Source organism: Aromatoleum toluolicum (genome assembly GCF_012911005.2).
GTDB lineage: Bacteria > Pseudomonadota > Gammaproteobacteria > Burkholderiales > Rhodocyclaceae > Aromatoleum > Aromatoleum toluolicum.
This window is the reverse complement of the sequence record NZ_WTVS01000015.1, coordinates 45,453-71,000: the sequence shown is the minus strand read 5'-3', so window position 1 is coordinate 71,000 and position 25,548 is coordinate 45,453. Positions and strand designations below refer to the sequence as shown.

The following is a 25,548-nucleotide window of genomic DNA, read 5'->3' as shown; positions in this document are numbered from 1 at the left end:
GCCAGCGGATGACTCCTTCCCGCTCCCGCCGCAGCCTGCTGCTGGCACTCGGCGCCCTCGCCGTGGCGCCGCTGGCCGGCTGCGGATTCCAGTTGCGCGGACCGCGTCCGCTCGCGTTCTCGACCATCCACGTCGGCGTCAGCGGGCAGGGCGAGTTCGGCGCGGCGCTGCGCCGGCGCATCCGCACCAGCGGCACGACGGAGATCGTCGACGACCCGGCCAAGGCCGAGGTGAATCTCGAGATCCTGCGCAATCAGCCCGAGCGCGAAATCCTGACCCTGACGGGCGCAGGCAAGGTGCGCGAATACGAGCTGCGCCATGTCCTCACCTTCCGCCTGATCGACCGCGCGGGCAACGAACGCATCCGGCCGACGACAATTTCGGCCAAGCGCGAATACACCTACGACGATTCGCAGGTGCTCGCGAAGGAACAGGAAGAAGCCCTGCTCTACCGTGACATGCAGGGCGACCTCGTCGACCAGCTCATGCGCCGACTCGCCGCCGTCAAACCGTGATCCTGCGTCCGGACCAGCTACCCGCCCTCCTCGACAAGCCGCTCGCCCCGCTATACCTGCTGCACGGCAACGAACCGCTGCTCGTGCTCGAAGCGGCCGACCTGATCCGCGCGGCGGCACGCCGCCAGGGCTTCGAGGAAAGGGAGACGCTGGTCGTCGGCCAAGGATTCCGCTGGGACAGCCTGAATGCGGCGGCCGGCAATTTCTCGCTGTTCGGCGGGTCCAAGCTCATCGACCTGCGCATCCCCAACGGTAAGCCTGGCCGCGAGGGCGGCGAGGCTCTGCAGCGGCATGCGCGCAACCCCGGCAGCGGCGTAGTTACCCTGATCACCCTGCCCGAACTCGACTGGGCTGCGCGCAAGGCCACATGGTTTACCGCCCTGTGCGATGCTGGCATCGCGGTCGAGCTCAACGCCCCCGAACGCGAGCGATTGCCCGAATGGATCGCCGGCCGCCTCGCGCGCCAGAACCAGTCGGCACCGTCCGAGGCGCTCGCCTTCATCGCCGAGCACGTCGAAGGCAACCTCCTCGCAGCGCACCAGGAAATCCTCAAGCTCGGGCTGCTCCACGGCGAAGGACGCCTGACACTGGAAGACGTGCAGGATGCGGTCCTCAACGTCGCCCGCTACGACATCGACAAGCTGCGCCAGGCAATCCTGGAAGGCGACCCCGTGCGCTGCACGCGCCTGCTCGAAGGCCTGCAGGGGGAGGGATCGGCCCCGCCTCTCGTGCTGTGGGCCCTCGCGAACGAAATCCGCACGCTCGCGAACCTCAGCTCCGGCGTCGCGTCGGGCCAGCAGTTACCGGCCCTGCTCAAGGCCGAGCGCGTCTTCGACGAACGGCGCCGCCAGGCGATCCAGCGCGCCCTGCCGCGCCTCAAGCCCGCAACGCTGCGCGCCGCGCTGCTGCACGCCGCACGCATCGACCGCATCATCAAGGGCCTCGCCCCGGGCGACGTGTGGGACGAGTTCCTCCAGCTCGCGCTCCGGCTCGTCCGCCGCTAGCTGTTTCAGGCATGCCGTTTCCGGCACTGGCCGCGCGGCACCGTTCGGTGCTTTAATGCTCTTTTGCACGGCAACACCGGAATTTCCATGAATATTCAGGATTACATGCAGACGCTGGGCCGCCAGGCCCGCGCCGCCTCGCGCCAGCTCGCCAGCGCGTCGACCGCCGACAAGAACGCGGCGCTGTGCGCTATGGCCGCCGCGATCCGCGACCGCCGCGAGGAGCTCCTCGCCGCCAATGCGCGCGACCTCGAAGAGGCTCGCGCGGCCGGACTCGAGCCGGCGATGATCGACCGCCTCACCCTCAACGCAAAGGGCATCGAGGCGATGGCCCAGGGCCTGGAACAGGTCGCGGCGCTGGCCGACCCGGTTGGCGAGATCACCGACGTCAAGCGTCGCCCCTCCGGCATCCAGGTCGGCAAGATGCGCGTTCCCCTCGGCGTCATCGGCATCATCTACGAGGCGCGCCCCAACGTCACCGCCGATGCGGCGGCCCTGTGCCTGAAGTCCGGCAACGCCGCGATCCTGCGCGGCGGCAAGGAAGCCCTGCACTGCAACCAGGCGATCGCCGCCTGCGTCCGCGCAGGCCTCGCCGCCGCCGGCCTGCCGGAAACGGCCGTCCAGGTCGTGGACACCACCGACCGGGCCGCCGTGGGCCACCTCATCACGATGCCCGAATTCGTCGACGTCATCGTTCCGCGCGGCGGCAAAGGGCTGATCGAGAGGATCTCGCGCGAAGCGCGCGTACCGGTGATCAAGCATCTCGACGGCAACTGTCACGTCTATGTCGAAACCGAGGCCGATCCGGCCAAGGTCGTGCCCATCGTCGAAAACGCCAAGACGCAGCGCTACGGCACCTGCAATACGGCCGAGTCGCTGCTCATCGACCGCACCGTGGCAGCCCGCTTCCTGCCGGAGATTGCCCGCATGCTCGCCGCCAAGGAAGTCGAAATGCGCGGCTGCAGCGAATCGCTCGCCATCGTGCGCGACGCTGCCATCCCCGGCGCCCGCCTCGTCGCTGCCACCGAGCAGGACTGGAGCGAGGAATACCTGGCGCCGATCATCGCGATCAAGGTGGTTTCGGACATCGATGAGGCGATTGCGCACATCAATACCTTCAGCTCCGGGCACACCGAGGCGATCATCACCGAGAACTACACCCGCGCGATGCGTTTCCTGCGCGAAGTCGATTCGTCCTCGGTGATGGTCAACGCCTCGACGCGCTTTGCCGACGGCTTCGAATACGGGCTGGGCGCAGAAATCGGCATCTCCACCGACAAGATCCACGCACGGGGCCCGGTCGGCCTCGAAGGCCTCACGAGCCAGAAGTGGATCGTGTTCGGCAACGGAGAAACGCGCCGCTGAGAACGGCTCGACGCAAGCCGCCCGCGCCCCGCATGCACCGGAACGCCCGTCCCCGTACGGGCGTTTTCATGCGGCGAGAGAAGATGAACCGGAAGACCGAGGAGACGCTGTGATGAACCACCGCCCCCTGCTTGCCGCCCTCGCCTTCACGGCCGCGACGGCGCATGTTTCCTTCGCCGCGGCTGCGACAAATGTCGCCGGCGTTCCCTTCGATGATGCCGCCAACGTCGCCGGCCAGACACTCGTTCTGAACGGCGCGGGCGTACGCACACGCCTGCTGTTCAAGGTCTATGCGATGGGCCTGTATGTACCGCAACGCGCCAACGATGCGGGCACGCTGCAGAGCCAGTCCGGCAGCAAGCGCATCCGCATCGTCACGCTGCGCGACCTGAGCGCCGAGCAGTTCGTCGAAGCGCTCGTCGAGGGGCTAAAGAAGAATCACACCGCCGAGGCACTCGCCGCACTCAAACCCGCGATGGGTGCGTTCCGCAAGGCCATGCTCGAGGTCAAGGACGCGCCCACGAATACCGAAGTCCTGATCGAATCGTGGAATGGCATCACGCGCCTGACCGTGGCGGGGAAGCGGCGTGGCGAAGACATCGCCGACGAGCGTTTCTTCCCCGCGCTGCTGCGCATCTGGATCGGCGACGTTCCCGCTGACACCGAGCTAAAGCAGAACCTGCTCGGCAAACCGTCGTAATACGGCCGGCCGTTCGTCACGACATTCACCGGCAAGTTCGCGCTGCACATCGATCCAATGACTTCCGACCGCAACGCCTCCGCGGGAACCACCTTCTCGGCCGTCCTGACGCTGCCCTTCGGCGGACTGGGAGTGCGCTCCGACCAAAGTTGCATCCGCGAACTGGTCTTCCTCCCGCCAGGGACACTCGCCCGCGCACCCGACAGCCCGCTTGCCGAACGGGCTGCGATGCAGCTCCTCGCCTGGCTCGACGACCCCGACCAGCCCTTCGACCTACCGCTCGCGGAGCGCGGCACGCCCTTCCAGCGGCGCGTATGGTCGGCCATTGCCGCCATCCCGCGCGGAAGCCACCGCACCTACGGTGAAATTGCCGCGGGAATGAACAGCGCCGCGCGCGCGGTCGGCCAAGCCTGCGGAGCCAACCCCTTTCCCATCGTCGTCCCCTGTCATCGCGTGGTGGCCGCGGGAGGGGGCCTCGGCGGCTTTGCCAATTCCACCGGCGGCTACCTGCTCGACACCAAGCGCTGGCTGCTGCAGTTCGAGGCCGGCCGGTGAGCATCGAGCACCACCTCGACACCGGCACCCGGGCCGAACTCGACAGCTTCAACGACGCGATGTGGCTCGAACACGGACTGTCGCGCAACACCCTCGCCGGCTATCGCAGCGACCTCGCCCTCTTCGCATTCTGGCTCCAGGAGCGCGGCGCACGCCTCCCTGATGCCGGACCGCCGGACCTATCTGGCTACCTGACAGAATTCAGCCGCCGGTCCAAACCTGCCAGTCAGCGGCGCCTGCTCGCCGCCTGGCGCCGCTACTACCGGCACCTGCTCATGCAGGGACGCATTGCTGCCGACCCCACCACGCTGCTCGATCCGCCAATGCGCACCGAGCGCTTCCCCAAGACCCTTACCGAAAGCCAGGTCGACTTGCTGCTCGCGGCCCCCGATGTCGACAACCACTACGGCCTGCGCGATCGCAGCATGCTGGAAGTGCTCTATGCCACCGGATTGCGGGTTTCGGAACTCGTCGGACTCAAGATATTCTCTACGAGCCTTTCCGACGGCGTCGTCCGGGTAATGGGCAAAGGCGGTAAGGAACGCCTGGTTCCGCTCGGCGAAGAAGCGATCGACTGGCTTGGTCGCTATCTCCGGGACGCCCGCCCCGCCCTGCTCGCGGGAAAAAGCAGCGACGATGTCTTCGTCAGCCGGCGCGGCAGCGGCATGACGCGTCAGATGTTCTGGCGCATCATTAAACAGTATGCGACGACCTCCGGCATTCCCGCCGAAAGCATCTCCCCTCACACATTGCGCCACGCCTTTGCGACCCACCTGCTCAACCACGGCGCCGACTTGCGCGTCGTGCAGATGCTCCTGGGCCACGCCGATATATCGACCACCCAGGTCTACACGCATGTCGCGCGCGAACGCCTGAAAGCACTGCATGCGCGACATCACCCGCGCGGATGAACCATTTTCCAGTATTCCCTTTCAACGTCGATACGAAATCCGGAGCACCATCATGAGCAAACAGGATGCGCACGCCCCCGAAACGCCGGCCACGCGTTTCCTCAAGCAGCACTCCGTCGCCTTCTCCACACATCTTTATGATTACGAGGCACACGGCGGAACGAAAGTATCCTCGCGCGAACTCAATGTTCCCGAACATGCAGTAGTCAAAACATTGGTCATGGAAGATGAAAATGCCGCTCCGCTGATCGTGCTGATGCATGGCGACCGCAAGGTATCGACCAAGGAGCTCGCGCGCCAGACGGGCAGAAAGCGCGTCGAACCGTGCGCCCCGGAAACCGCAAACCGGCACTCCGGCTATCTCGTCGGCGGCACCTCGCCCTTCGGCTTGCGCAAACGCATGCCCATATACATGGAAAGGACGATTCTGGACCTCCCCCTCGTCTACATCAATGGAGGCCGGCGCGGCTTTCTGGTCGGAGTCAGCCCCCACGAGATAATGCGCGTATTGCAGCCGGAGCTGGTCAGCACATCCATTTGAACGCGGTTACCCGACGCCAATTACCATTTCAATCCATTTCCTGATTCTAATTCCCCGGAATAGCTGGCAGAATATGCGCAGCCAATCATCCGAACGCTCCGTAACCCGCAACGCGGACGAGGACGGTTGTCCAGATCAGAAATCAGATCAATAACAATTGAAACCGGAGAAAACATGGAACTGGCCAAGATGTCGCTGACCGAATTGCGCCGCCTGCAATCCAAGGTCGAAACGGAGATCCGTCGACGCAGCGATTCCGCCCGTCGCGACCTCCTCAAGAAAATGCAGAAGATGGCTGCCGAAGAAGGTCTCTCGCTGAGCGACCTGCTGCCCAACGCTGCCGCGGAAGAAAAGAGCGCACCCGCCAAGCGCAAGGCAAAAGCCGCCGTCAAGAAGACCGCCCCTGTCGCCGTGAAATACCGTAACCCGGCAAATCCGGGAATCGGCTGGAGCGGCCGCGGCCGCAAGCCGCAGTGGGTGATCGACTGGCTTGCCCAGAACAAGCCGCTCGCCGAACTCGAGGCAGTCGCGGCAAAATAAGCCGTTTCGGGGCACTCGATGCCCCGGTCAAGGCGTCCTCTTTCAGCTCGTGGCCGGGGGAAGGGAAATCCCCTCCCGGCCGCGCTGGATATACACTCCGACTCGCCGCACCCCTTTCATGACTCCCAGCTTGGCGATGCGGATCTTCACCCAGGGGGCGCCGAATTCGTCGAGCAGAAGTTTCACGACGAATTCTCCGAGGGTTTCTATCAGGTTGAAGTGGCGCTCGCCGAGCTCCTTGCGGATTCGCTCGATCACTTCCGCATAGTCGATCGTATCGGCGATGTCGTCCTGCTCCGCCGCCGAATCCGGGACCCCGAAGGTGAGGTTGAGCTCCAGCGTCTGCGGCGCGGCCTTTTCGCGCGAATAGATACCGACCCAGGCCTGAACCCTCAATTCCTCGATGAAAATGAAATCCATGTCGCTTCCCGATTAGAATCGCGGCAATTCTAGGTGAAAAAATGACCCTGCTGCCTTTGCTGCTGGCCGCCTACCTGCTCGGCTCCATTCCCTTCGCCATCGTTTCCAGCCGCATCTTCGGCCTCGCCGACCCGCGCAAGTACGGCTCCGGCAACCCAGGCGCGACCAACGTCCTGCGCAGCGGCAACAAGGCCGCCGCGCTGGTGACCCTCTTGGGCGATTGCGCCAAGGGATGGCTCGCCGTCTGGGGCGCAGCGCGGCTCGGCTTCGACGCCACCGACACCGCCCTGGCCGGACTCGCGGCATTCCTCGGACATGTATTCAGCGTGTTCCTGCGCTTCAACGGCGGCAAGGGCGTGGCAACGGCGCTCGGCGTGCTGTTCGGCATCAACGGATGGGTCGCATTGTCCGCGCTGGCGACCTGGCTCGCGATCGCATTCACGACGCGCTACTCGTCTGCCGCCGCACTGTGCGCCGCACTGGCCACCCCCCTCGCCGGCTATGTCCTGCTCGGTCCGACACCGGTAGTCGGCATTCTCGCACTCGTCGCCGCAATCCTGATCTGGCGGCACAGCTCCAACATCCGCAAACTGCTCAACGGCACCGAGGGCCGCATTGGCGGCCGCAAGGCCTGAAATCCGCTTGATCCGCGTCAGACCGCCCCTGGCGCGCGCAGCGCCGCCAGGGGCCAGCGCGGATGAACCCTGACCGCGCAAGCCGCACCGGGCACCTCGCCGGCCGCCAGCCGGCGCGCGCCGGCAAATGCGATCATCGCTCCGTTGTCCGTACACAATTCCGGTTCCGGGTAGTACACCCGCCAACCCTTGCGCCGCGTCGCCGCATCGAGGCGCAGGCGCAATTGCCGGTTCGCGCCTACCCCTCCGGCCACCACCAGTCGCGACAGACCGACCAACTCCAGCGCCTTGAGCGCCTTTACGCACAGCACCTCGACCACCGCATCCTGAAAGTCGGCCGCCAGATCCGCGGCATCCTCCGGCTTCCACTCCGGGCCGGAAACGACGTTCAGCACCGCGGTTTTCAGGCCGCTGAAGCTGAAATCGAGATCCCCCGACTTCAGCATCGGTCGCGGAAGACGGAACCGTCCAGGGCGTCCGCGTTCCGCTAGCGCGGCCAGCTGCGGGCCACCGGGGTATCCGAGACCGATCAGCTTGGCCGTCTTGTCGAACGCTTCGCCCGCCGCATCGTCGAGCGACTCGCCCAGCAGCACGTACTGCCCTACGCCCGTCACCTGCATGAGCTGGGTATGTCCGCCCGAAACCAGCAGCGCCACGAATGGAAACTCCGGCGGATCTGCGGACAGCAGCGGCGACAGCAGATGCCCCTCGAGGTGGTGCACCGGCAGCACCGGTACGCCCATCGACATCCCGAGCGCCTCTGCATAGCTCGCCCCGACCAGCAGCGCTCCTGCAAGCCCCGGCCCGGCCGTGTACGCGATCGCGTCGATCTGCGCGAGACCGCAGCCGGACTCGACCAGCGCCTGCCGCACAAGGACCGGAAGTCGGCGGATATGGTCACGCGAGGCGAGTTCCGGAACGACGCCGCCATATGTCGCATGCAGATCGATCTGCGAATGCACGCAATGCCCGAGCAGTCCTGCCTCGACGTCGTACACCGCCACGCCCGTTTCATCGCAGGAGCTTTCGATTCCCAGGACTCTCATGATTTGCAGCCAGCAGCCTCGCCGATCGGACAGATCGCCATTCTAACGGGCCGGCAATAGGAAAGCTAAGTTTGTACTTGGCTTGTCCGAATCGAACGGATATAATCCGCGCTTTCCGCCTACCAGACACACAAGGAAGTTCGCAATGCCGGGTATCCGCGTCAAGGAGAACGAGCCGTTTGAAGTCGCAATTCGCCGCTTCAAGCGCACCATCGAAAAAACCGGTTTGCTGACTGAGCTGCGCGCCCGCGAGTTCTACGAAAAGCCCACCGCGGAGCGTAAGCGCAAGTCGGCCGCCGCCGTCAAGCGCAATCACAAGCGCCTGCGCAGCCAGACCCTGCCGCCGAAGCTGTACTGATCCGCCTCAGGATCCGCAGCCGGTCATCCACGCCGGGCGCAAGTCATTCGACTTGCGCCCGGCGTGGTTTTTGTATTGCCATTCGGAGCATTGCCCATGTCTCTCATGCAACGCATCCAGGACGACATGAAGGCCGCCCTGCGCGCCAAGGATAGCGCGCGCCTCTCCGCCGTGCGCCTGCTCATCGCCGCAATCAAGCAGCGCGAGATCGACAACCGGATCGAACTCGACGACGCCGGCATCCAGGGGACGGTCGAGAAGCTGGTCAAACAGCGTCGCGACTCCGCGAGCCAGTACGACGCCGCAAACCGCCCCGACCTCGCCGCCAACGAGCGTTTCGAGATCGAAGTGCTGTCGGCCTATTTGCCCGCCCAGTTGTCGGACACCGAACTCGACGCCGAGATCGCCGCAGCGATCGCCGATGCCGGAGCCACGGGCATTGCCGACCTGGGTCGCGTGATGCCGCAACTCAAGACTCGGCTTGCCGGACGTGCCGACATGGCAGAAGTCTCGCGCAGGGTGCGCGCCCGACTCTCGGCCTGAGCACCTACCGCCCGCCCGAACGCGGGCGGCGGCAACCATGATCCCGCAGTCGTTCATCCAGGACCTGCTCGCGCGCGTCGACATCATCGACGTCATCGAGCGCCACCTCACCCTCAAGAAGAGTGGCGCGAACTACTTCGCCTGCTGCCCCTTCCACGGGGAAAAGTCCGCGTCGTTCTCCGTGAGCCCGAGCAAGCAGTTCTATCACTGCTTCGGCTGCGGCGCGCACGGCAGCGCCGTCGGCTTCCTGATGGAATACAGCGGCCTCTCGTTCGTGGAGGCGGTCAAGGAACTCGCATCCTACGCAGGACTGCAGGTTCCGCAGGAAAACCGCCCCGGCTTCCGCCCCGAAGCAGCGTCAGCTCATGACGGGCTGATCGAAGCGATGACCGCCGCCGCCCGCTTCTATCGCGAACAACTCAAGACCGCGCCTGCCGCGATCGACTACCTCAAACGGCGCGGCGTGTCTGGCGAGATTGCCGCGCGCTTCGGCATCGGCTTCGCACCCGACGACTGGCAAGCCCTGCGGGATACTTTTCCGAACTACGATGCCAAAGCCCTCCTCGACGCCGGTCTGGTGATCGAGAACGATGCCGGACGACGCTACGACCGCTTCCGCAACCGCATCATGTTCCCGATCCAGGACCGCCGCGGGCGCATCATCGCGTTCGGCGGAAGAGTCCTCGACACCGGCGAACCGAAGTACCTCAACTCCCCCGAAACCCCGCTGTTCGAGAAGGGACGCGAACTGTACGGCCTTCCGCAGGCCCAGAAAGCGATCCGCGACGCCGGCTACTCGATTGTCGTCGAGGGCTACATGGACGTCGTGGCGCTGGCGCAATTCGGCGTTGCCAATGCCGTCGCCACCCTCGGCACGGCGACCACCCCGCATCACATCAACACCTTGCTGCGCCAGTCGCAGCGCATCGTCTTCTGCTTCGACGGCGACAACGCGGGGCGCAAGGCGGCGCGACGCGCGCTGGAGTCCGCACTCGAGGCGCTGCGCGACGACGTCACCCTGGCCTTCCTGTTCCTGCCCGAACAGCATGACCCGGACTCGTTCGTGCGCGCGCACGGAGCCGCAGCGTTCAACCTGGCGGCAAACGACGCGACCCCGCTGACGACCTTCCTGCTCAACGAATTGCGTGCCGAATGCCCGCTCGACACCGCCGAAGGGCGCGCGAGGCTCGTGCATGACGCAAAGCCCCTGGTCACCCGCATCGCGGCGCCGATGCTGCGTCTGCAGATCATCAAAGCAATCGCAGACGCCTCCGGATTCAGCCAGAACGAAGTGGAAACGGCCTTCGGCCTCAAGGCACAAAACACCTCGCGCCAGTCGCGCGAGGATGGATTCGACAACTGGCGTGACCGCAGGCCTCCCGGCGCCCCCACTCAGCCCCCGAACCGCCAGCGCCGACGCCCTCCCTCGGAAGCGAACACCCTCCTGCGCCTCGTCCTGCAACATCCGGCGTGGGCCGCACGGTTGCCGGTTGACCTCATCCCCGTCCATACCGCCGAGGGCCAAGCCTTGGTCGCGATCATCGACCTGTCGAGCACCGGCGACCTGGCGATGAACGCGGGACTGGGCGCGCTGGTCGAACAGTTCCGCGACACCCCTCACGCCGACACACTGGCGCGCGTGGCTGCGGAATTGGTCGACGCGGAATTTGACGAGGACGTCGTCGAGATCCTCTTCGAAGACACCCTGAACAAGCTCCACGCCAATGCAATCACCCGCGAGATCGTTGCCCTGACCGCGCAGGAGCGCGAATCGGGACTTTCGCCGATGGACAGGCATCGCCTCGCGGAACTGCTGCTCGAAAAAATGAACCTTGTCAACGTCCGCAAAACGCCGGACGTTTAGTATAATTGCAGGTTACCCAATTCATCTTTCGCCCGATTCAAGGAGTGCCATGGCCCGCGAAAAAACCAAGGATTCGCGCAAGGATAGCCCCAAAGGACGTGCCTCCAAGGCCAAGGACAAGGCCGTTCTGATCGCCGAAGGGCCGGAACTCGGGCCCATCGACGCCGAAATCCGCAGGACCCGCCTCAAGACCCTGATCACGCTCGGCAAGGAGCGCGGCTACCTCACCTACGCCGAGATCAGCGACCACCTTCCCGACGACGTTGCCGACGCCGAGCAGATCGAAGGCATCATCGCGACCTTCAACAATATGGGCATCCGGGTCTTCGATGCGGCCCCGGCTGCTGAAGATCTGCTGATGTCCGACGCCGTGCCGAGCACGGTGGACGAGGACGTCGCGGAAGAGGAAGCCGAACAGGCGCTGTCATCGGTCGACTCGGAATTCGGGCGCACCACCGACCCCGTGCGCATGTACATGCGCGAAATGGGCACCGTCGAACTGCTCACCCGTGAAGGCGAAATCGAGATCGCCAAGCGTATCGAAGACGGTCTGCGCCACATGGTCCAGGCGATCTCCGCGTGCCCGACCACCATCGTCGAGATGCTGGGGCTCACCGACAAGGTCGCGCAGGACGAGATGCGCATCGACGAACTCGTCGACGGCCTGATCGATCCGAACGCTGCTTCCGCGGAAGAGGAAGCGGCCATGTCCGAAGCCGAAGAGGGCGACGAAGACGCCGAGGACGAGGAGAGCGCCGCCGACGACGACGACGACGACGAAAGCTCCGAAGAAAAGGAAGCCGCCGCCAACGCCGCGACGCTCCTGCAGCTGAAGAACGAAGCTCTCGCACGCTTCGCGATCATCCGCGAACTGAACGAGCGCAAGATGGCCGCCCTCGCCGAACGTGGCTCGCAGGACGCGGATTACCTTTCGCTGCAGCAGCAGATTTCGGACGAGCTCCTCAACATCCGCTTCACCGCCAAGTCGATCGAACGCCTGTGCGATTCCGTGCGCCACATGGTCGAGCAGGTGCGCGGCCATGAACGCCAGATCCTGCAACTGTGCGTGGACCGTGCCGGCATGCCGCGCCAGCACTTCATCAAGGTCTTCCCCGGCAAGGAAGTCGACCTCGACTGGCTCAAGGACGAGATCGGCGTCGGCAAGAACTACGCCGAGGGCCTGATGCGCGTGCATCCCGCAGTGCTCGAGGAGCAGCAGAAGCTCATCGACCTGCAGACCCGCATCGGTATCCCGCTCAAGGAACTCAAGGACATCAACCGCCAGATGTCGACCGGCGAGGCCAAGATGCGCCGCGCCAAGCGTGAGATGACCGAGGCGAACCTGCGTCTCGTCATTTCCATCGCGAAGAAGTACACGAACCGCGGCCTGCAGTTCCTCGACCTGATCCAGGAAGGCAACATCGGCCTGATGAAGGCGGTGGACAAGTTCGAATACCGCCGCGGCTACAAGTTCTCGACCTACGCGACGTGGTGGATCCGCCAGGCCATCACCCGCTCGATCGCGGACCAGGCACGCACCATCCGCATCCCGGTTCACATGATCGAGACGATCAACAAGATGAACCGCATCAGCCGGCAGATCCTTCAGGAAACCGGTCAAGAGCCGGATCCCGCGACGCTGGCCGAGAAAATGGAGATGCCCGAGGAGAAGATCCGCAAGATCATGAAGATCTCCAAGGAGCCGATCTCGATGGAAACGCCGATCGGCGACGACGACGACTCCCATCTGGGCGACTTCATCGAGGACCAGGCGACGCTGGCCCCGGCCGACGCGGCGATGTACTCCAGCCTGCGCGACGCCACCAGCGAAGTGCTCGATTCGCTCACGGCACGCGAAGCGAAGGTGCTGCGCATGCGCTTCGGCATCGAAATGAATACCGACCACACCCTCGAGGAAGTCGGCAAGCAGTTCGATGTCACCCGCGAGCGCATCCGCCAGATCGAAGCCAAGGCCCTGCGCAAGCTGCGTCACCCGAGCCGCTCGGAGCGCCTGCGCAGCTTCCTCGACAGCGACGCCTGATGTCTCGGCGCCCGCTCCGGCGGGCGCCCGCCTTCCGAACCTGCGGTTCAGTCGGCCAGCGCGGGTAAGCACCCGAATTAGCTGTCAGTTCAAGGGCCTCTAGCTCATGCCTGGTTAGAGCAGCGGACTCATAATCCGTTGGTGCTGGGTTCGACTCCCAGGGGGCCCACCAAAAAGAAGGGGTTACACCATATCGGTGTAACCCCTTTGTCTTTGCCGATGGCGCGCAGCCATCGCGCCGTTCGACCTTAATCTGGGTTGTTGGCTAGCGGACCGCGTAGCGGAACGCCCCGCGCTTGTCGGCACTCACTTTGATCACGTTGATCGCGGCCCCTTCGGCCATGCGGACGAGCGCGGTCTCCGCGATGTCCGGCAGCAGACTGCCGTTGAGGATGTGGTCGACGTTGCGCGCGCCCGAATCGGTCTCGGTACAGCGCTGCACCACCGCGCCGACGATCCTCTCGTCCCACTCGAAGCTCGCCTGGTGGTTGGCCGCCACCCGCTCGCCGATCCGTCGCAACTTCAGGCGGATGATCTCGGCGAGCATCTCGTCGGAAATGGGGTAATAGGGAATCACCTTCATGCGCCCCAGAAAGGCCGGCTTGAAATTCTGGTACAGCACCGGACGCAGGAAATCGCCGAGTTCGTTCGCCGAGGGCATGTCCTTCTTCGCCTTGTTCAGGCAGGCATGCATGATCTGACTCGAGCCGACGTTGCTGGTGAGGATGATGAGGGTATTGCGGAAGTCGACCTCCCTGCCCTCCGCGTCGTCGAGCACGCCCTTGTCGAACACCTGGAAGAACAGTTCCAGAACGTCCGGATGCGCCTTCTCGACCTCGTCCAGCAACACCACGCAATAGGGGTTCCGGCGCACAGCCTCGGTCAGCACGCCGCCTTCGCCGTAGCCCACATAGCCCGGGGGCGAGCCCTTCAGGCCGGACACCGAGTGCGCCTCCTGATACTCGCTCATGTTCAGCGTCACGAGCTTGCGCTCCCCGCCATACAGGATGTCCGCGAGCGCGCAGGCGGTCTCGGTCTTTCCGACCCCCGAGGGACCGACGAACAGGAACACTCCCTTGGGCTTATCGGGATCCTCCAGGTTCGCGCGCGCGGTGCGAACGCGCTGCGCGATCGCCTCCAGGGCATGGGACTGGCCGATCACGCGCTCCTCCAGCAGAGGCTTGAGCTGAAGCACCGTCGCGATCTCGTCCTTCACCATCCGGCCAAGCGGAATGCCGGTCCACGCCGAGATGATTCCCGCCACGACGTTTCCGTCGACCTGCAGCGGCACCATCGGATCTTCACCCTGCAGGGCGTGCAGTTCGTCGGACAGGGATTGCAGCGACCGCTCCGGGACATCCGCCCCGGATTCGCCACGATGACGGCCGCGCAAGGCGCCGATCTGTCCGACCAGCGCCTTCTCGCGCTCATGACGAGCTCGCAGGCCCAGCCGTTCCGTATCCACAGCCGCAAGCTGCTGCCCGATTTCGGTCAGACGCTTGCCGTGCCCGGCGCCGTCCTGCACCTCGCGCTCCAGCGAGGCGGCCTCCGCTCGCAGACGCGCGAGCAGTTTCTCGGCATCGTCGATACGGGCCGGCACGGTACTGTGCGACAGGGCCACCCGCGCGCAGGCGGTGTCGAGCACGCTGATCGCCTTATCCGGAAGCTGCCGACCTGTGACGTAACGGTGCGACAGGCGCACGGCCTCGGTCACCGCTTCGTCGAGCACGCGCACACCGAAGTGACGTTCCATCAGGGGCACGATACCCCGCAGCATCGCCGACGCGACGTCTTCGGACGGCTCCTCGACTTTCACGACCTGAAAGCGGCGCGCCAGCGCCGCATCCTTTTCGAAGTACTTCTTGAACTCCGCCCAGGTCGTCGCCGCTACGGTTCGCAACTCGCCGCGCGCAAGGGCCGGCTTGAGGAGGTTCGCCGCATCGTTCTGCCCCGCCTGCCCGCCGGCTCCGATAATGGTGTGGGCCTCGTCGATGAAAAGCACGATCGGCATCGGGCTCGACCGCACTTCGTCGATGACGCTGCGCAGCCGGTTTTCGAACTCGCCCTTCACACTCGCACCGGCCTGCAGCAGCCCCATGTCGAGCGCATGCAGTTCGACGCCCTGCAGCGCCTCCGGGACTTCGCCGTCGGCCATGCGCTGCGCCAGCCCCTCGACGACGGCGGTCTTGCCGACACCGGCCTCGCCAGTCAGGATGGGATTGTTCTGGCGGCGTCGCATGAGGATGTCGATGACCTGCCGGATCTCGGGATCGCGTCCGATCACCGGATCGAGCCTGCCTTCGCGCGCGCTTCGGGTGAGATTGGTCGTGTAGCGTTCCAGCGCGGGGTTCGTGCCCTGCCCGTCAACGGCCGTTGGTTCGCTGCCGTCCGCCGCACCCATGTCTGACCCCGCACCCCGCCCGCCGAACTCGCGCGACTCCGCCGACTCTGCGGTGACGTCGTCGAAATTGTGCTTCAGGTCATCCGCGCGCACGCGACCGAACAGCGCCGAAGCGCGCAGGGCGAGCTGCGACAGCCCGGGTTCCGTCAACATCCCGAGCAACAGATGTCCCGAGCGGATGCGCGGCATGCGCGCATCGAGCGATGCGATCAGCCAAGCCTGCTCCAACAGGATCTGCAGCCGCGGGGAAAACACCGGGGTCCGGTCGTTGCCGCTGCGAAACTGTCCGACCTCGCGCTCCAGATCGCGCTGGACGGCCGGGATCCCGATTCCGCTGCGCGCCAGGACGGCCGCAAAGTCGCTCGCCGGCTGTTCGCACAGGGCAAGGAACACGTGTTCGAGATCCACTTCGTAATGGCCGCGTGCCATGCAGAGGCTGGCGGCACGTTCAACGGCACCACGACAAATCGTGTTGAGCTTGCAGATCAGAGTTTTGAGAGATGTGCTCATGGCAGTGCGGGGACGAGGTAAGGAATCGTTGCTCAATGGAGGGCGCCGGGCGAGTACACGGCATCGTCCCGGTCGCACGCGGACAGGCGCGAGGCGAGGAAGACGTCGCGTCCGAGGCGCGGCGGCGAGTCGGCCCCGAGCACCGCGGGCCTGACATCGACGGCACGCAGACTGGGCCGGATTTCGTATTCGAACTGGTGCCCGGTCGCCAGCAACAACAGTTTCGCAAGAGCGGCCGCCGAGTCGCCCCCGGGAAGGAATGTGTGGTAATCGGCAGCAGCGAGCGGCCCGACGTGGATCCGCACCTTCAGATTGCGCTGCCAGACCCGTTCGCCCGACAGCGCGGTGCGCCCCAGCAGGGCGTTGCGGCCGCCGAGCGTTGTGCGCTGTTCGACGGGCAAGGCATACCACGCGCCGACGAATTGCTCGACGCGCACAGGTACGCGGAAATGTCCGGCGAGGACGCGTTCGAGCGCCTTCGCCGACAGCGGCCGCTGCGAGAGGAGCGTCGCCACGCGGGCAATCGCCTCGTCCTCGATGCACCCCGAGCCGTCCCGCATCCGCTCCCGCAGGGCGTCGAATCCCAGTCCCGCCACCGACAGCACCAGCGGCAGGAAGCGATTGCGGCGATCGCTTTCGTACTGCAGCGGCAGGCGGTACTTCTTCCACGCGAGGTAGAACTGGGCGACCGCCCGGTTGGCAAAGATGTCGAGCAAGGCACGCGCGGCTCGATCGCGGTGAATGCGCTCTCGTTCCGAGATGCGCTCGGTGTAGTGGGCGGGCAAGGCGCCATGCACGCCGAGGAGCCCGATCGCGTACGGAGTGATCTCGACCCTGCTCAAGCCGCGCGCTCCGTCATCGCCCCCGTCCTCATGCCGCCACGCCTCCAGCGCTTCAATCTCGGCAGGAGCGAAGCCCTGGTGCAGCGTGTTGCGGAAACGGATGCGAGCCGACAGGACATCGGCGCCATGCCGGCGCGCGGGTTCCTCGTCGCGGAACAGGCCGTCAAGGAGACGCACGGCCTGAAAGAACTCAAACCGGTACGGCTCCTCGACGAGCTGTTCGATCAGGCCAGGATCGAATCGCCCGAGCGCGGCTCGCATCGAACGAGCTCCTCCCCTGTCCTGACCGAAACGAGCACGAGTTGCACGAAACTGTTCAACTGCACGTACAGACCGAGGAAACGGTCGATGACCCGCGCAAAGGCGTCGAGACCGGCGCCGACGAAACTGTCTTCGTCGACCGTCAGGCGCACCTCGACACCCCGAACGAAACTTGCGAAGGGACGCCCTGCCATCCAGGATGTTTTCGCTCGCTGCTCGATGCCGCGGATTCCGTCGATCTGGCGTCGCGACACGGCCGTCCGCCGCACATCATAAAGACCGAGCATTTCCTTGAAGGCGGCGAGACCGTTCCCGGTAAGGGAAAGGTGATTGAGCGACAGGTGCGAGATCAGGCGCCACAGACCGTCACGTTCATGGCTGAAGCGGCACGACATCGTCGGCACGCGCAACAGCCGGATCGCACGTGCCGCGCCGCCTTCGGCGTGGAGGTCGCCCCCCTCGAGGCCGATCGCGAGGCGCGCGGGAAGGTCGCGGTTCGTGCACGTCAGCGACACGCTCAGGATGTCGTTGCCGGACTTGAGCGGATCGAAGCCGGTATCGACGATCGTGAGCGCTGTCTCGTAACCGGGGCTGCGCTCCGCCACGTGTGCATCGCGTTGTGCATGCCAGTAATGACCGTCCCGCTCAGGCGTTTCCCCGTGGCGCAGGGAAAAGAACGGGCGATATTCTGTCTGCGCCTCGCCATCCGGCTGGCGGCTCACGCGGCGCACCGCGTCGATCGAATAGACCTCGTAAGCGTGCGCCTGGCGTCCGTCGGCGACCACCGGATACGTGGATGTGCGCCCCGTGAGGCGGATCGGGTCGCCGGGCCGCTGGAACAGATTGACGACGGGCACGCAGCCGAGCTTGAGCGAATCGCCGCTCAGTCCACCGAGCAACCGCGCGATCTCGCCGTCCGGTCGCACGTCCTTGAACGCGAAATGAACGCGGATCTGCCCCTCCCGACGCGCGGATGCCGGCAGTCGGGCAAGCAGCACGTCGAAGAAGTTGTACTTCTCCGGAAAGGCGAAGTACTCGGTCAGGTGACGGTAGGCATCGTGGGCGCTGTCGGGAAAATCGACCAGCGCTTCATCGGCCGCCAGACCGACCTCCCCGATCAGCGCACTTTCGACGGGATGCCAGGCACCACCCCCGGTTTCCACCCACGTCTGCAACACGCGCAGGAACAGCGCGTCGCGCAGTGCGGCTGCGACGGACGGTTCCGCATCGATGTACAGGCGCACCCGCTCGACGCCACCCAGCCCTCCGGCACCCTGAACGGCGAGCCGCATCGAGAGCATGCCCGAAACGCCGAGCGGCGCGCGCACCGCCGCGGGAATACTCGCTACCGCCTGAAAACGGAATTCCTCGATGCGCAGCGGCAACAGCTCGACCCGCCATGCGGTGCGGAAGCGACAGGAGACGCCATTCACCGGCCGCGACCGCAACTCCGCTCCCCGCTCGAACACGACCGGACGCGAGAGTTGCGATTCCCCGCCCTCGCTGTCGAAATGCGCAATCGAACATGCCGGGAACGGACGGAGATAATGCGGATACAGGACCTGCAGCAGACCCTCGGTGAATAGCGGATACGAGTCTTCGAGCTTCTTCGATATGCGGGCCGACAGTAGCGCGAAGGATTCGATCATGCGCTCGACGTGCGGGTCGTCGCATCCCTCGCCGTTCAGCAGCAGCCGCGCGGCAATCTTCGGATAGCGTTCGGCGAATTCGCGGGAATGACCGCGCAGAAATGCAAGCTCGCGCTCGTAATAGGGAAGGAGGTCTTCCATTTCAATTCTGACCGCTTCGCGGAGCCTGCCGATTGACCGAATAGAGCAGGGTTGTCGGCTGCAGCAACGCGTCGAAATTCACCGGCTCGCGGGCGGGACGAACAACCAGCAGGGCCTTGATCGAAAAATACAGCGCATTGACCGAGCGTCGATCCAGCTCGAGGCGGACTTCGACATTGCGCAGCCGCGGCTCGTGACGGGCAATTGCCGTCTCGATCGAGCGGCAGATCGCCGCGCGATCGTGCGGATTGTTCAGGCTCATCGCCGCAAAATCCCTCAGCCCGTAAGTGAGTGGCGATTGCGCCGCTTCCGGGTGGTACAGCGCCAGCGACTCATCCACCGTTGTGCGTGCATTGAGAAGGGCCTCAAGATCACGGGCAACCGTGTCCTTCAGCTGTTCGAGCGAAAGAACGGGTCGGGCCGGGCCGGCCGGGCTGTCGTCGAACAGCTTGTCGAAGAAGGTCGGCTCGAACCCTTTCATGATGACGACGCAGCCCGGGCAGCATCTGTGCCGCCCGTAAGCACCGGACGTATCAGCTCAGGCTCGGCGCGTTCTTCGCAAGGTTCCAGGCGCCCTGGATGTTCACCTTGCCCGACTTGCTGCCGTCGATATTGAGCTCGTCATAGGTCCACTTCACCGCCGAATACTTCAGCGCGAAGGTTTCGCTCGGAATGCCTTCGCTCGACACGGACGGCGACACCGAAGAAATCAGTACGTTCTTGAGCTCGATCTTCAGGTATTGGTGCCGGTTCTGCGTGCCGCTCGGATTGCCGGTGGTGTTCTTGCCGCCAAACGCACGATAGAAATACACGATCGCGTCGTTGATGATGAGTCCCGAGGAGCAGGCCTGATAGAGCTTGGGACTGGCGCCGTCGATATCCTTCACGAAGATCATCTCGCCGTGTTCGCAGCGCTCGGCCGAGTGCCCGCCGGCACTCGAGGCCGTCGCCGATTTCGGCTGGCGGATGTTGTGCGCCCACGAATACACCTCGACCTGGTCCTTGTGCTTGGTGTCGCGCGAATCGCCCTTGAGGTCGCTGCCCTTGAATTCGATGTAGATATCCTTCATTGCCTTCAGATCCTTGAATTAGTCGAACAATCAGGCCTTGCCGGACTGCGGCAGCTCGGCAACCAGCCGCAGCGAAACCGAAAGCTCGTCGAGCTGAAAATGGGGACGGATGAATGAAACGGCGCGGTAGACGCCGGGGCGTCCGGGAACTTCGTCCACCTCGATGGAGGCTTCACGCAGGGGAAACTGCGCCTTGGTTTCCTGCGATGCCGTGTCGTCAGCGGTGACGTACTGGTCGATCCACCGCTGCAGGTACATCTCGACATTGGCGGCACTGGCAAAGCTGCCGATCTTGTCGCGCATCATCGCCTTCATGTAATGCGCGATGCGGCACACGGCGAAGATGTATTGCAGCTGTGCCGAGAGCGACGCGTTGGCATTGGCCGCATCCGTGTCGTAACGCCGTGCCTTCTGCGTCGACTGCGCACCGAAGAACGCCGCGTAGTCGGTGTTCTTGCAGTGGACGAGCGGGATGAAACCGAGGTCGCTGAGCTCCTTTTCGCGCCGGTCGGTGATTGCGACTTCGGTCGGGCACTTCAGTGCCACCTCGCCTTCACCGGTGCGGAAGGTGTGCGCCGGCAGGTCCTCGACCAGCCCTCCTCCCTCCACGCCACGGATTGCCGCGCACCACCCGTGGTTCTCGAAAGCGGTGGTGAGGCGCGCCCCGAAAGCGAAGGCCGCGTTGCACCACAGGTACTTCGAGTGATCCGCACCGTCGACGTCCTCGATGAAATTGAACCCCTCGGTGGTGGTTCCGTCGATCGGGTTGTACGGCAGGCGCCCGAGGAAACGCGGCAGCGTGAGACCGACGTAACGCGCATCCTCCGAGTCGCGATAGGACTTCCACTTCGCGTACTCGACGGTGTCGAACACCTTGGACAGGTCCCGCGGCCTGCTCAGCTCGACGTAGGATTCGAGGCCAAAGAGTTCGGGCGAGGCAGCGGTGATGAACGGTGCATGCGCCGCCGCAGCAACGTGTGACATCTGTTCGAGCAGGTAGAGATCTTCCGGCTGGCGCGTCATGTCGTACTGGCCGAGCAGGACGCCGAAGGGCGAGCCGCCGAAGGTGCCGAACTCCTCCTCGTACACCTTGCGGAAGAGTGCACTCTGATCGAACTCGATCGCGGTCTTGAAGTCCTTGACGAGATCGCGCTTGGTCGCGTTCATCATCTTGATCTTCAGCTGGGGACCCGTCGATGTCTGGTGGCAAAGATAATGCAACCCGGTCCAGGCACTCTCCAGCGCCTGGAACTGCGCTGCATGCATCACCTCGCTGAGCTGCGCCGAGATGAGCCGGTCGAGATCGGCCAGGCGTGCATCGAGCGAGGCGGAGAGGTTCTCGGACAAGACGACCTCGCCGTCGAGGACCTGTCTGGCCAATTCGCCGATGATGTCCCGCGCATGGCTGCGTTCCGATTCCGAGCGGGCGACTCGGCTCTCCTCGATGATGCGATCCAGCAGGGGAGTTTCGGCCGCGCCGCCGAGCGGATCGACGGATGCTTGCGCCATCGTGCTCATTGCTCGTCCCTCGCGTCGCCGGTGGGGACACTGGCACCGATGGAGCGCAACTTCTCGGTGTTGCCGAGGACGTCGCTCAGAAGGTCGTCGAGTTTCTCGTTGCCCGCCAGCTTGTTGCGAAGTTCCGCGAGCCGGGCGCGCGCTTCCAGCAATTTGCGCAGCGGCTCGACCTGACGTGCGACCGACTCGGGGCGAAAGTCCTCGAACCTGCGGAACGTGAGATCGACAGCCAGTTCGCCGCCCTCGTCGGACAGCCGGTTCGTGACCCGGAATGCCGCTCGCGGCGCGAGGGCGTCCATCACGTCGTCGAAATTATCGACGTCGATCGCAACGAACTTCCGGTCGCGCAGCTTTGCCTCGCCAGCTTCGCTTTGGCCCGCGAAATCGCCGAGCACGCCTGCCACAAACGGCAACTCCTTCTGTTCGACGGCGTCACCCTTTTCCACGTCATAGGTAAGCTGCACACGCGGCGGCCTGACCTTCTGCAGACGCTTCTGAATACTTTCCTTCCTGGACACAATAGCCTCCTGGCAAGTCACCGGCGCGCCCTGCGCCGCCCCCGTCGGTGTCGCTTACTTGAGCGCGCCGAACGGACCCGAACCGCTCGCGGCAGTCGCTGCGGGCGGCTGCCCTGCGCTCGCGGCAGGCATGGTCTTCTTCACGCGAGCTTTCGGCTTGACCTTCGGCTTCAGATTCTTCTGGCGCTCTTCCTCCAGTCGGCGCGTCTCAAGCTCTTCCGGCGAGGGCGGAGGAATGAGTACCGACTCGCCCAGGGACTCGCGCATCACTTTGGCCAGCGCAACGGCATCGCCGCGCGCCGACCCCGTCATTTCCGTGTCGTTGCGCAGATCCGCCAGGGATTCCGTGGCCACGCGCAGTCCGCTCACCGCTCGCACGCTCTTGGCGACGCGGTCTGTGGGGTCGCGTTGCAGCACCTCTCCTGACGCCACGATCGCTTCGCCGTATTTGCCGCCGTCGAACTGGATCCGCGCGATGCGCACCCACGGCTCCTTCGACTCGGGACCAAGTTCCGCTGCCTTCGACAGCAGGCCTACAGCCTCATCCCGCTTGCTCTCGGCAAGCAGCTGATCGACCTGCACGGTTGTGGTCTTCAGGTACTGCGAATAATCGTCCTGAGACATCTTCTGCGGCGTCGATGCACACCCCGTAACGAGCAGAGCCATCGCCAGAGCAGCCACTTTTCCCGGATTTCCGATCGTCATTACAAACCCCGAAACATTGTTTTGTCATAACGGCATTGCGCCGCAAAGCTCGGCATAGTACATTTGCATCGATACAAAACGCAATCTCTTGGCATTCTTTTTTATGCTATGTGCGTCAATGAAAAATTCCTGTGCAGGATCGACGAGGCGCCTGCCCGCCCCCCTGCTTGCCGCGCTGACTGCCATCCTGACTCCGCTGGCGGCCGGCTGCTCGACCGTGTCGGCACTGCAGATCGCCGGAACCGTGGCGGGCGTGGCGCTGGAAGCGACCGGGCTGAAGAAGGCCGACCAAAGGCCCGCCACCGAGGCCGTGCATCCGGTCGCAATGACCCTTTCGACAGGCCCCGCGACCAATGCCACGCGGAACGGCGAAGCGCTCGCCCTCGTCGTGCGCATCTATCAGCTGCGCAGCAACACGGCCTTTGCCCGTCTCACCGACGCACAGGCCAGCACGCCCGAATCCGAACGCGGTGCGCTGCAGGATGATCTGGTGTCAGTGCGCGAGCTGACCCTGTTGCCCGGCAGGACCTACCGCTTCGAGGAACAGGTGCCCGACCAGGTGAAGGTGATAGGCGTCGCGGCACAGTTTCATCGCCCTGCCGCACACCGCTGGAAACTCGCCTTCGATCGCGAGGCATCGCAGAAGACCGGCATCGCGGTCGCATTCCACGCCTGCGCGATGACTACCGGGACGGGCGAACTCGCCCAACCCGCAACAACAGCCTCCGTCCGCTCGCTGTCGGGCGTCCGCTGTACCTGACCTAGGAAGCACCGAACACCGTGACACCCCACAAGATCCTTTGGGGCGAAGGACTCTTCCTTCGCCCGCAACATTTCCAGCAGCAGGATGCGCGTCATGAGACCGGCATCCGCAGGGCCATGCTGACGGCCGAACCCTTCGCCTGGGGCGTACGCGCGCTGGAGCTCGATCGCGATGCGCTCGCGAGCGGGTCATTGCGCATTGACCGTCTCGACGTGGTGCTGCCCGATGGCGAAATCTATCTCGCGCCGGGGGAGGACCGTCTCCCGCCACCTCTCGCGCTCGATCAGCTCGACTGGGATGCCGGCCACGTCGATCTGTACCTGGCGCTCCACCACCTGCGCGACTTCGGCAACAACTACGACTCAGGCGACGGCAACGCCACCGGTTGCCGTTACGTGCTCGACACCTGCCAGGTATCGGACCTGTACACGGACGCGGTCCAGGCCGAAGTCGGCGTGTTGCGCAAGCAGGCACGCCTGATCGCCGGCACACAGGCGCCGGATCAGTACCTGACGCTTCCCCTCGTACGCATCCGCAGGACCACGACCAACGGCTACGAGATCGACCCGGGCTTCATCGCGCCGAGCCTGCGCGTGGACGGTGCTCCGGCCCTGCACCTGATGCTGCGGCGCCTGCTCGATTCGCTGCAGGCGAAGGTCGACGCCCTATATGGCTTCCACCGCGAACCGTCGAAGAATGTGATCGAATTCCGCTCCGGCGACATCGCATCCTTCTGGCTGCTGCATACGGCAAGCAGCGCCTTTGCGGCCCTCGCTCACATCCACAGGAATCCTTCGCTCCACCCCGAGCGCCTGTATCAGGAACTGCTGCGCCTGGCGGGCGGGTTGATGACGTTCTCGAAGACGCACACGCTCGCCGACCTGCCCGCCTACGAGCACGGACGACCTTCGTCGTGCTTCGCGAAGATCGACGGGATACTGCGCAATCTGCTCGAAACCGTGATCTCGACGCGCTATTTCGCGATCAGCCTGGACGAGCAGAAACCGTCGTTCCATCTGGGCCGCGTCGATTCGGACAAGATCACGCAAGACACCCGGTTCTTCCTCGCGGTGTCGGCAACGCTGCCGCTGTCGGAGATCATCGAGTCGGTGCCCGCGCGCTTCAAGACCGGCGCGCCCGACGACGTCGACAAGCTCGTGCTCTCGGCGATGGGCGGCGTCTCGCTCACGCACTGCGCCCAGGTACCGCCCGCCATCCCGGTGCGCCCGGGAGCCTGCTACTTCAGCCTGGATCCGCACGGCCCCCTCTACGAACGCATGCTCAAGGCGCGCAGCATCACGATCTACGCGCCGGCCGGCTACCCCGAACTCAAGCTCGAGCTCATCGCCGTCCTTTCATGAACGCCAATCCGTCGATCTTCGCCGAAACTGCCCCTGCCCGCGCGACGCACACATCTTCCGCCGCCGGGAGCACCCTTGCGGACCTGCTTTACGAGGGGTTCTACATGGTGTTCCTGCTGAAGAACAACAAGACGCCGCGCGACGCGCGTGAGTTTTCCGAGAGCGTCACGGGCTTCCTCACCGATTTCGAACGACAGGCAAAGAAACAGGATTTCGCGCCCGAGGACATCTTCGACGCCAAATATGCCTTCTGCGCAACCGTCGACGAGGCGATCCTGTCCTCGCGCCTCTCGATCCGCGACGACTGGGAGCGGCGTCCGCTGCAGCTGAGTCTGTTCGGCGACCAGCTCGCCGGGGAATACTTCTTCGACAAGCTCGGTGCGGCCCGCGACGCCGGCGCGCGGCGAATACAGGCACTGGAAGTGTTTCACATGTGCCTGCTCCTCGGCTTTCGCGGCAAGTACCTGCTCGAAGGCCCCGAGAAGCTGGCTTACCTGACGGCCCGCCTCGGGGAGGAGATCGCCCACATCAAGGGCCGCAAGGCGAGTTTCGCCCCCCACGGCGCCCGCCCGGACAGCATTGCGCACGAACTGCGGCGCAGCCTGCCCGCATGGGTCACCGTGGCGGTGGTGGCACTCAGCGCGCTGGTCGCGTACACGGGAATCCGCACCCACCTTGCGCACGAAACGCAGGCAACCCTCGCCGAGTACCGCGACATCATCAAGGTTGCCGCGAAGCGACCCCACATCACCATCACCCTGCCCTGAACGC

Annotated in this window: 26 protein-coding genes and 1 tRNA gene; 17 read left to right on the top strand and 10 right to left on the bottom strand. The window is 64.7% G+C overall.

Annotated elements, in window-relative coordinates:
- Window positions 1–8 precede the first annotated feature (8 nt).
- The 8 genes from GPA27_RS09205 (at window position 9) to GPA27_RS09170 (ending at window position 6,131) form a co-directional block, all read left to right on the top strand.
- Complete coding sequence (locus tag GPA27_RS09205) at window positions 9–515, top strand: LPS-assembly lipoprotein LptE (RefSeq protein ID WP_169139754.1); 507 nt, start codon at window positions 9–11, stop codon at window positions 513–515.
- A complete protein-coding gene (gene holA / locus GPA27_RS09200) occupies window positions 512–1,519 on the top strand; it encodes a DNA polymerase III subunit delta (protein ID WP_169139752.1) in 1,008 nt (335 codons plus the stop codon). Before GPA27_RS09205 ends, holA begins: the two co-directional genes overlap by 4 nt.
- An 87-nt stretch (window positions 1,520–1,606) precedes the next feature.
- Window positions 1,607–2,884, top strand: a complete 1,278-nt coding sequence (locus tag GPA27_RS09195) for a glutamate-5-semialdehyde dehydrogenase (RefSeq protein WP_169139750.1) — start codon at window positions 1,607–1,609, stop codon at window positions 2,882–2,884.
- A 112-nt stretch (window positions 2,885–2,996) separates the two neighbouring features.
- The gene (locus GPA27_RS09190) at window positions 2,997–3,584 is read left to right on the top strand and encodes a chalcone isomerase family protein (RefSeq protein ID WP_169139748.1); all 588 of its coding nucleotides are present in this window, start codon (window positions 2,997–2,999) and stop codon (window positions 3,582–3,584) included.
- Between the two features lie 57 nt (window positions 3,585–3,641).
- Window positions 3,642–4,139, top strand: a complete 498-nt coding sequence (locus tag GPA27_RS09185) for a methylated-DNA--[protein]-cysteine S-methyltransferase (protein WP_169139746.1) — start codon at window positions 3,642–3,644, stop codon at window positions 4,137–4,139.
- A complete protein-coding gene (xerD, locus tag GPA27_RS09180) occupies window positions 4,136–5,050 on the top strand; it encodes a site-specific tyrosine recombinase XerD (RefSeq protein WP_169139744.1) in 915 nt (304 codons plus the stop codon). The genes GPA27_RS09185 and xerD overlap by 4 nt, the downstream gene beginning before the upstream one ends.
- Before the next feature lie 52 nt (window positions 5,051–5,102).
- A complete protein-coding gene (gene ybaK / locus GPA27_RS09175; RefSeq protein ID WP_169139788.1) occupies window positions 5,103–5,591 on the top strand; it encodes a Cys-tRNA(Pro) deacylase in 489 nt (162 codons plus the stop codon).
- Window positions 5,592–5,765: 174 nt separating this feature from the next.
- A complete protein-coding gene (locus GPA27_RS09170) occupies window positions 5,766–6,131 on the top strand; it encodes an H-NS histone family protein (RefSeq protein WP_169139742.1) in 366 nt (121 codons plus the stop codon).
- Window positions 6,132–6,173: 42 nt separating this feature from the next.
- Here the strand turns inward: GPA27_RS09170 and GPA27_RS09165 are convergent, their stop codons facing one another.
- A complete protein-coding gene (locus GPA27_RS09165; protein WP_169139740.1) occupies window positions 6,174–6,551 on the bottom strand; it encodes a dihydroneopterin aldolase in 378 nt (125 codons plus the stop codon).
- 41 nt (window positions 6,552–6,592) lie between these two features.
- On the opposite strand from GPA27_RS09165, the gene plsY reads away from it, so the two are divergent.
- Window positions 6,593–7,186: a glycerol-3-phosphate 1-O-acyltransferase PlsY gene (gene plsY / locus GPA27_RS09160; protein WP_169139738.1), complete on the top strand. Its 594-nt coding sequence runs from the start codon at window positions 6,593–6,595 to the stop codon at window positions 7,184–7,186.
- Window positions 7,187–7,203: 17 nt separating this feature from the next.
- Here plsY and tsaD read toward each other — a convergent pair whose 3' ends face one another.
- Window positions 7,204–8,232, bottom strand: a complete 1,029-nt coding sequence (tsaD, locus tag GPA27_RS09155; RefSeq protein WP_169139736.1) for a tRNA (adenosine(37)-N6)-threonylcarbamoyltransferase complex transferase subunit TsaD — start codon at window positions 8,230–8,232, stop codon at window positions 7,204–7,206.
- 145 nt (window positions 8,233–8,377) lie between these two features.
- On the opposite strand from tsaD, the gene rpsU reads away from it, so the two are divergent.
- The 5 genes from rpsU (at window position 8,378) to GPA27_RS09130 (ending at window position 13,210) form a co-directional block, all read left to right on the top strand.
- The gene (rpsU, locus tag GPA27_RS09150; protein ID WP_011238288.1) at window positions 8,378–8,590 is read left to right on the top strand and encodes a 30S ribosomal protein S21; all 213 of its coding nucleotides are present in this window, start codon (window positions 8,378–8,380) and stop codon (window positions 8,588–8,590) included.
- 96 nt (window positions 8,591–8,686) lie between these two features.
- Window positions 8,687–9,133 carry a GatB/YqeY domain-containing protein gene (locus GPA27_RS09145; RefSeq protein WP_169139734.1) on the top strand — a complete coding sequence of 149 codons (447 nt, stop codon included), beginning with the start codon at window positions 8,687–8,689 and terminating at the stop codon, window positions 9,131–9,133.
- Window positions 9,134–9,170: 37 nt separating this feature from the next.
- A complete protein-coding gene (dnaG, locus tag GPA27_RS09140; RefSeq protein WP_169139732.1) occupies window positions 9,171–10,997 on the top strand; it encodes a DNA primase in 1,827 nt (608 codons plus the stop codon).
- A 49-nt stretch (window positions 10,998–11,046) separates the two neighbouring features.
- On the top strand, window positions 11,047–13,038 hold the full coding sequence (gene rpoD, locus GPA27_RS09135) for an RNA polymerase sigma factor RpoD (RefSeq protein WP_169139730.1): 1,992 nt from the start codon (window positions 11,047–11,049) through the stop codon (window positions 13,036–13,038).
- 93 nt (window positions 13,039–13,131) lie between these two features.
- Window positions 13,132–13,210 (top strand) — tRNA-Ile (locus tag GPA27_RS09130).
- 93 nt (window positions 13,211–13,303) lie between these two features.
- On the opposite strand, the gene tssH is transcribed toward GPA27_RS09130, so the two are convergent.
- From tssH to GPA27_RS09090, 8 genes are read right to left on the bottom strand one after another with little or no spacing between them, the layout of a single operon-like run.
- Complete coding sequence (tssH, locus tag GPA27_RS09125; protein WP_169139728.1) at window positions 13,304–15,949, bottom strand: type VI secretion system ATPase TssH; 2,646 nt, start codon at window positions 15,947–15,949, stop codon at window positions 13,304–13,306.
- 32 nt (window positions 15,950–15,981) lie between these two features.
- A complete protein-coding gene (tssG, locus tag GPA27_RS09120) occupies window positions 15,982–17,052 on the bottom strand; it encodes a type VI secretion system baseplate subunit TssG (RefSeq protein WP_169139726.1) in 1,071 nt (356 codons plus the stop codon).
- Entirely contained in the window at window positions 17,016–18,842 is a 1,827-nt protein-coding gene (gene tssF, locus GPA27_RS09115) for a type VI secretion system baseplate subunit TssF (protein ID WP_169139724.1), read from the bottom strand. The genes tssG and tssF overlap by 37 nt, the downstream gene beginning before the upstream one ends.
- A 1-nt stretch (window position 18,843) precedes the next feature.
- Window positions 18,844–19,323 carry a type VI secretion system baseplate subunit TssE gene (tssE, locus tag GPA27_RS09110; RefSeq protein WP_169139722.1) on the bottom strand — a complete coding sequence of 160 codons (480 nt, stop codon included), beginning with the start codon at window positions 19,321–19,323 and terminating at the stop codon, window positions 18,844–18,846.
- A 52-nt stretch (window positions 19,324–19,375) separates the two neighbouring features.
- Window positions 19,376–19,912: an Hcp family type VI secretion system effector gene (locus GPA27_RS09105; protein WP_169139720.1), complete on the bottom strand. Its 537-nt coding sequence runs from the start codon at window positions 19,910–19,912 to the stop codon at window positions 19,376–19,378.
- A gap of 30 nt (window positions 19,913–19,942) precedes the next feature.
- Window positions 19,943–21,421: a type VI secretion system contractile sheath large subunit gene (tssC, locus tag GPA27_RS09100; RefSeq protein WP_169139718.1), complete on the bottom strand. Its 1,479-nt coding sequence runs from the start codon at window positions 21,419–21,421 to the stop codon at window positions 19,943–19,945.
- A 5-nt stretch (window positions 21,422–21,426) separates the two neighbouring features.
- Window positions 21,427–21,948 carry a type VI secretion system contractile sheath small subunit gene (tssB, locus tag GPA27_RS09095; protein WP_169139710.1) on the bottom strand — a complete coding sequence of 174 codons (522 nt, stop codon included), beginning with the start codon at window positions 21,946–21,948 and terminating at the stop codon, window positions 21,427–21,429.
- Between the two features lie 54 nt (window positions 21,949–22,002).
- Window positions 22,003–22,653 (bottom strand): tetratricopeptide repeat protein, encoded by a 651-nt coding sequence (locus GPA27_RS09090; RefSeq protein WP_169139699.1) that lies wholly within the window; start codon window positions 22,651–22,653, stop codon window positions 22,003–22,005.
- Between the two features lie 118 nt (window positions 22,654–22,771).
- Between GPA27_RS09090 and tssJ the strand changes: the two genes are divergently transcribed.
- From tssJ to icmH, 3 genes are read left to right on the top strand one after another with little or no spacing between them, the layout of a single operon-like run.
- Window positions 22,772–23,413 (top strand): type VI secretion system lipoprotein TssJ, encoded by a 642-nt coding sequence (gene tssJ, locus GPA27_RS09085; protein ID WP_169139697.1) that lies wholly within the window; start codon window positions 22,772–22,774, stop codon window positions 23,411–23,413.
- 20 nt (window positions 23,414–23,433) lie between these two features.
- The gene (gene tssK, locus GPA27_RS09080; protein ID WP_169139695.1) at window positions 23,434–24,777 is read left to right on the top strand and encodes a type VI secretion system baseplate subunit TssK; all 1,344 of its coding nucleotides are present in this window, start codon (window positions 23,434–23,436) and stop codon (window positions 24,775–24,777) included.
- Window positions 24,774–25,544, top strand: a complete 771-nt coding sequence (gene icmH / locus GPA27_RS09075; protein WP_169139687.1) for a type IVB secretion system protein IcmH/DotU — start codon at window positions 24,774–24,776, stop codon at window positions 25,542–25,544. Before tssK ends, icmH begins: the two co-directional genes overlap by 4 nt.
- Window positions 25,545–25,548: the final 4 nt, after the last annotated feature.

Bases quoted from the DNA above. Each gene is read 5' to 3' on its own strand.
- GPA27_RS09205 (WP_169139754.1), top strand. From the start codon at position 9: ATGACTCCTTCCCGCTCCCGCCGCAGCCTGCTGCTGGCACTCGGCGCC.
- GPA27_RS09195 (WP_169139750.1), top strand. From the start codon at position 1,607: ATGAATATTCAGGATTACATGCAGACGCTGGGCCGCCAGGCCCGCGCC.
- GPA27_RS09190 (WP_169139748.1), top strand. From the start codon at position 2,997: ATGAACCACCGCCCCCTGCTTGCCGCCCTCGCCTTCACGGCCGCGACG.
- GPA27_RS09185 (WP_169139746.1), top strand. From the start codon at position 3,642: ATGACTTCCGACCGCAACGCCTCCGCGGGAACCACCTTCTCGGCCGTC.
- ybaK (WP_169139788.1), top strand. From the start codon at position 5,103: ATGAGCAAACAGGATGCGCACGCCCCCGAAACGCCGGCCACGCGTTTC.
- GPA27_RS09170 (WP_169139742.1), top strand. From the start codon at position 5,766: ATGGAACTGGCCAAGATGTCGCTGACCGAATTGCGCCGCCTGCAATCC.
- GPA27_RS09165 (WP_169139740.1), bottom strand. From the start codon at position 6,551: ATGGATTTCATTTTCATCGAGGAATTGAGGGTTCAGGCCTGGGTCGGT.
- plsY (WP_169139738.1), top strand. From the start codon at position 6,593: ATGACCCTGCTGCCTTTGCTGCTGGCCGCCTACCTGCTCGGCTCCATT.
- tsaD (WP_169139736.1), bottom strand. From the start codon at position 8,232: ATGAGAGTCCTGGGAATCGAAAGCTCCTGCGATGAAACGGGCGTGGCG.
- rpsU (WP_011238288.1), top strand. From the start codon at position 8,378: ATGCCGGGTATCCGCGTCAAGGAGAACGAGCCGTTTGAAGTCGCAATT.
- GPA27_RS09145 (WP_169139734.1), top strand. From the start codon at position 8,687: ATGTCTCTCATGCAACGCATCCAGGACGACATGAAGGCCGCCCTGCGC.
- dnaG (WP_169139732.1), top strand. From the start codon at position 9,171: ATGATCCCGCAGTCGTTCATCCAGGACCTGCTCGCGCGCGTCGACATC.
- rpoD (WP_169139730.1), top strand. From the start codon at position 11,047: ATGGCCCGCGAAAAAACCAAGGATTCGCGCAAGGATAGCCCCAAAGGA.
- tssH (WP_169139728.1), bottom strand. From the start codon at position 15,949: ATGAGCACATCTCTCAAAACTCTGATCTGCAAGCTCAACACGATTTGT.
- tssG (WP_169139726.1), bottom strand. From the start codon at position 17,052: ATGCGAGCCGCGCTCGGGCGATTCGATCCTGGCCTGATCGAACAGCTC.
- tssF (WP_169139724.1), bottom strand. From the start codon at position 18,842: ATGGAAGACCTCCTTCCCTATTACGAGCGCGAGCTTGCATTTCTGCGC.
- tssE (WP_169139722.1), bottom strand. From the start codon at position 19,323: ATGAAAGGGTTCGAGCCGACCTTCTTCGACAAGCTGTTCGACGACAGC.
- GPA27_RS09105 (WP_169139720.1), bottom strand. From the start codon at position 19,912: ATGAAGGATATCTACATCGAATTCAAGGGCAGCGACCTCAAGGGCGAT.
- tssC (WP_169139718.1), bottom strand. From the start codon at position 21,421: ATGGCGCAAGCATCCGTCGATCCGCTCGGCGGCGCGGCCGAAACTCCC.
- GPA27_RS09090 (WP_169139699.1), bottom strand. From the start codon at position 22,653: ATGACGATCGGAAATCCGGGAAAAGTGGCTGCTCTGGCGATGGCTCTG.
- tssJ (WP_169139697.1), top strand. From the start codon at position 22,772: ATGAAAAATTCCTGTGCAGGATCGACGAGGCGCCTGCCCGCCCCCCTG.
- icmH (WP_169139687.1), top strand. From the start codon at position 24,774: ATGAACGCCAATCCGTCGATCTTCGCCGAAACTGCCCCTGCCCGCGCG.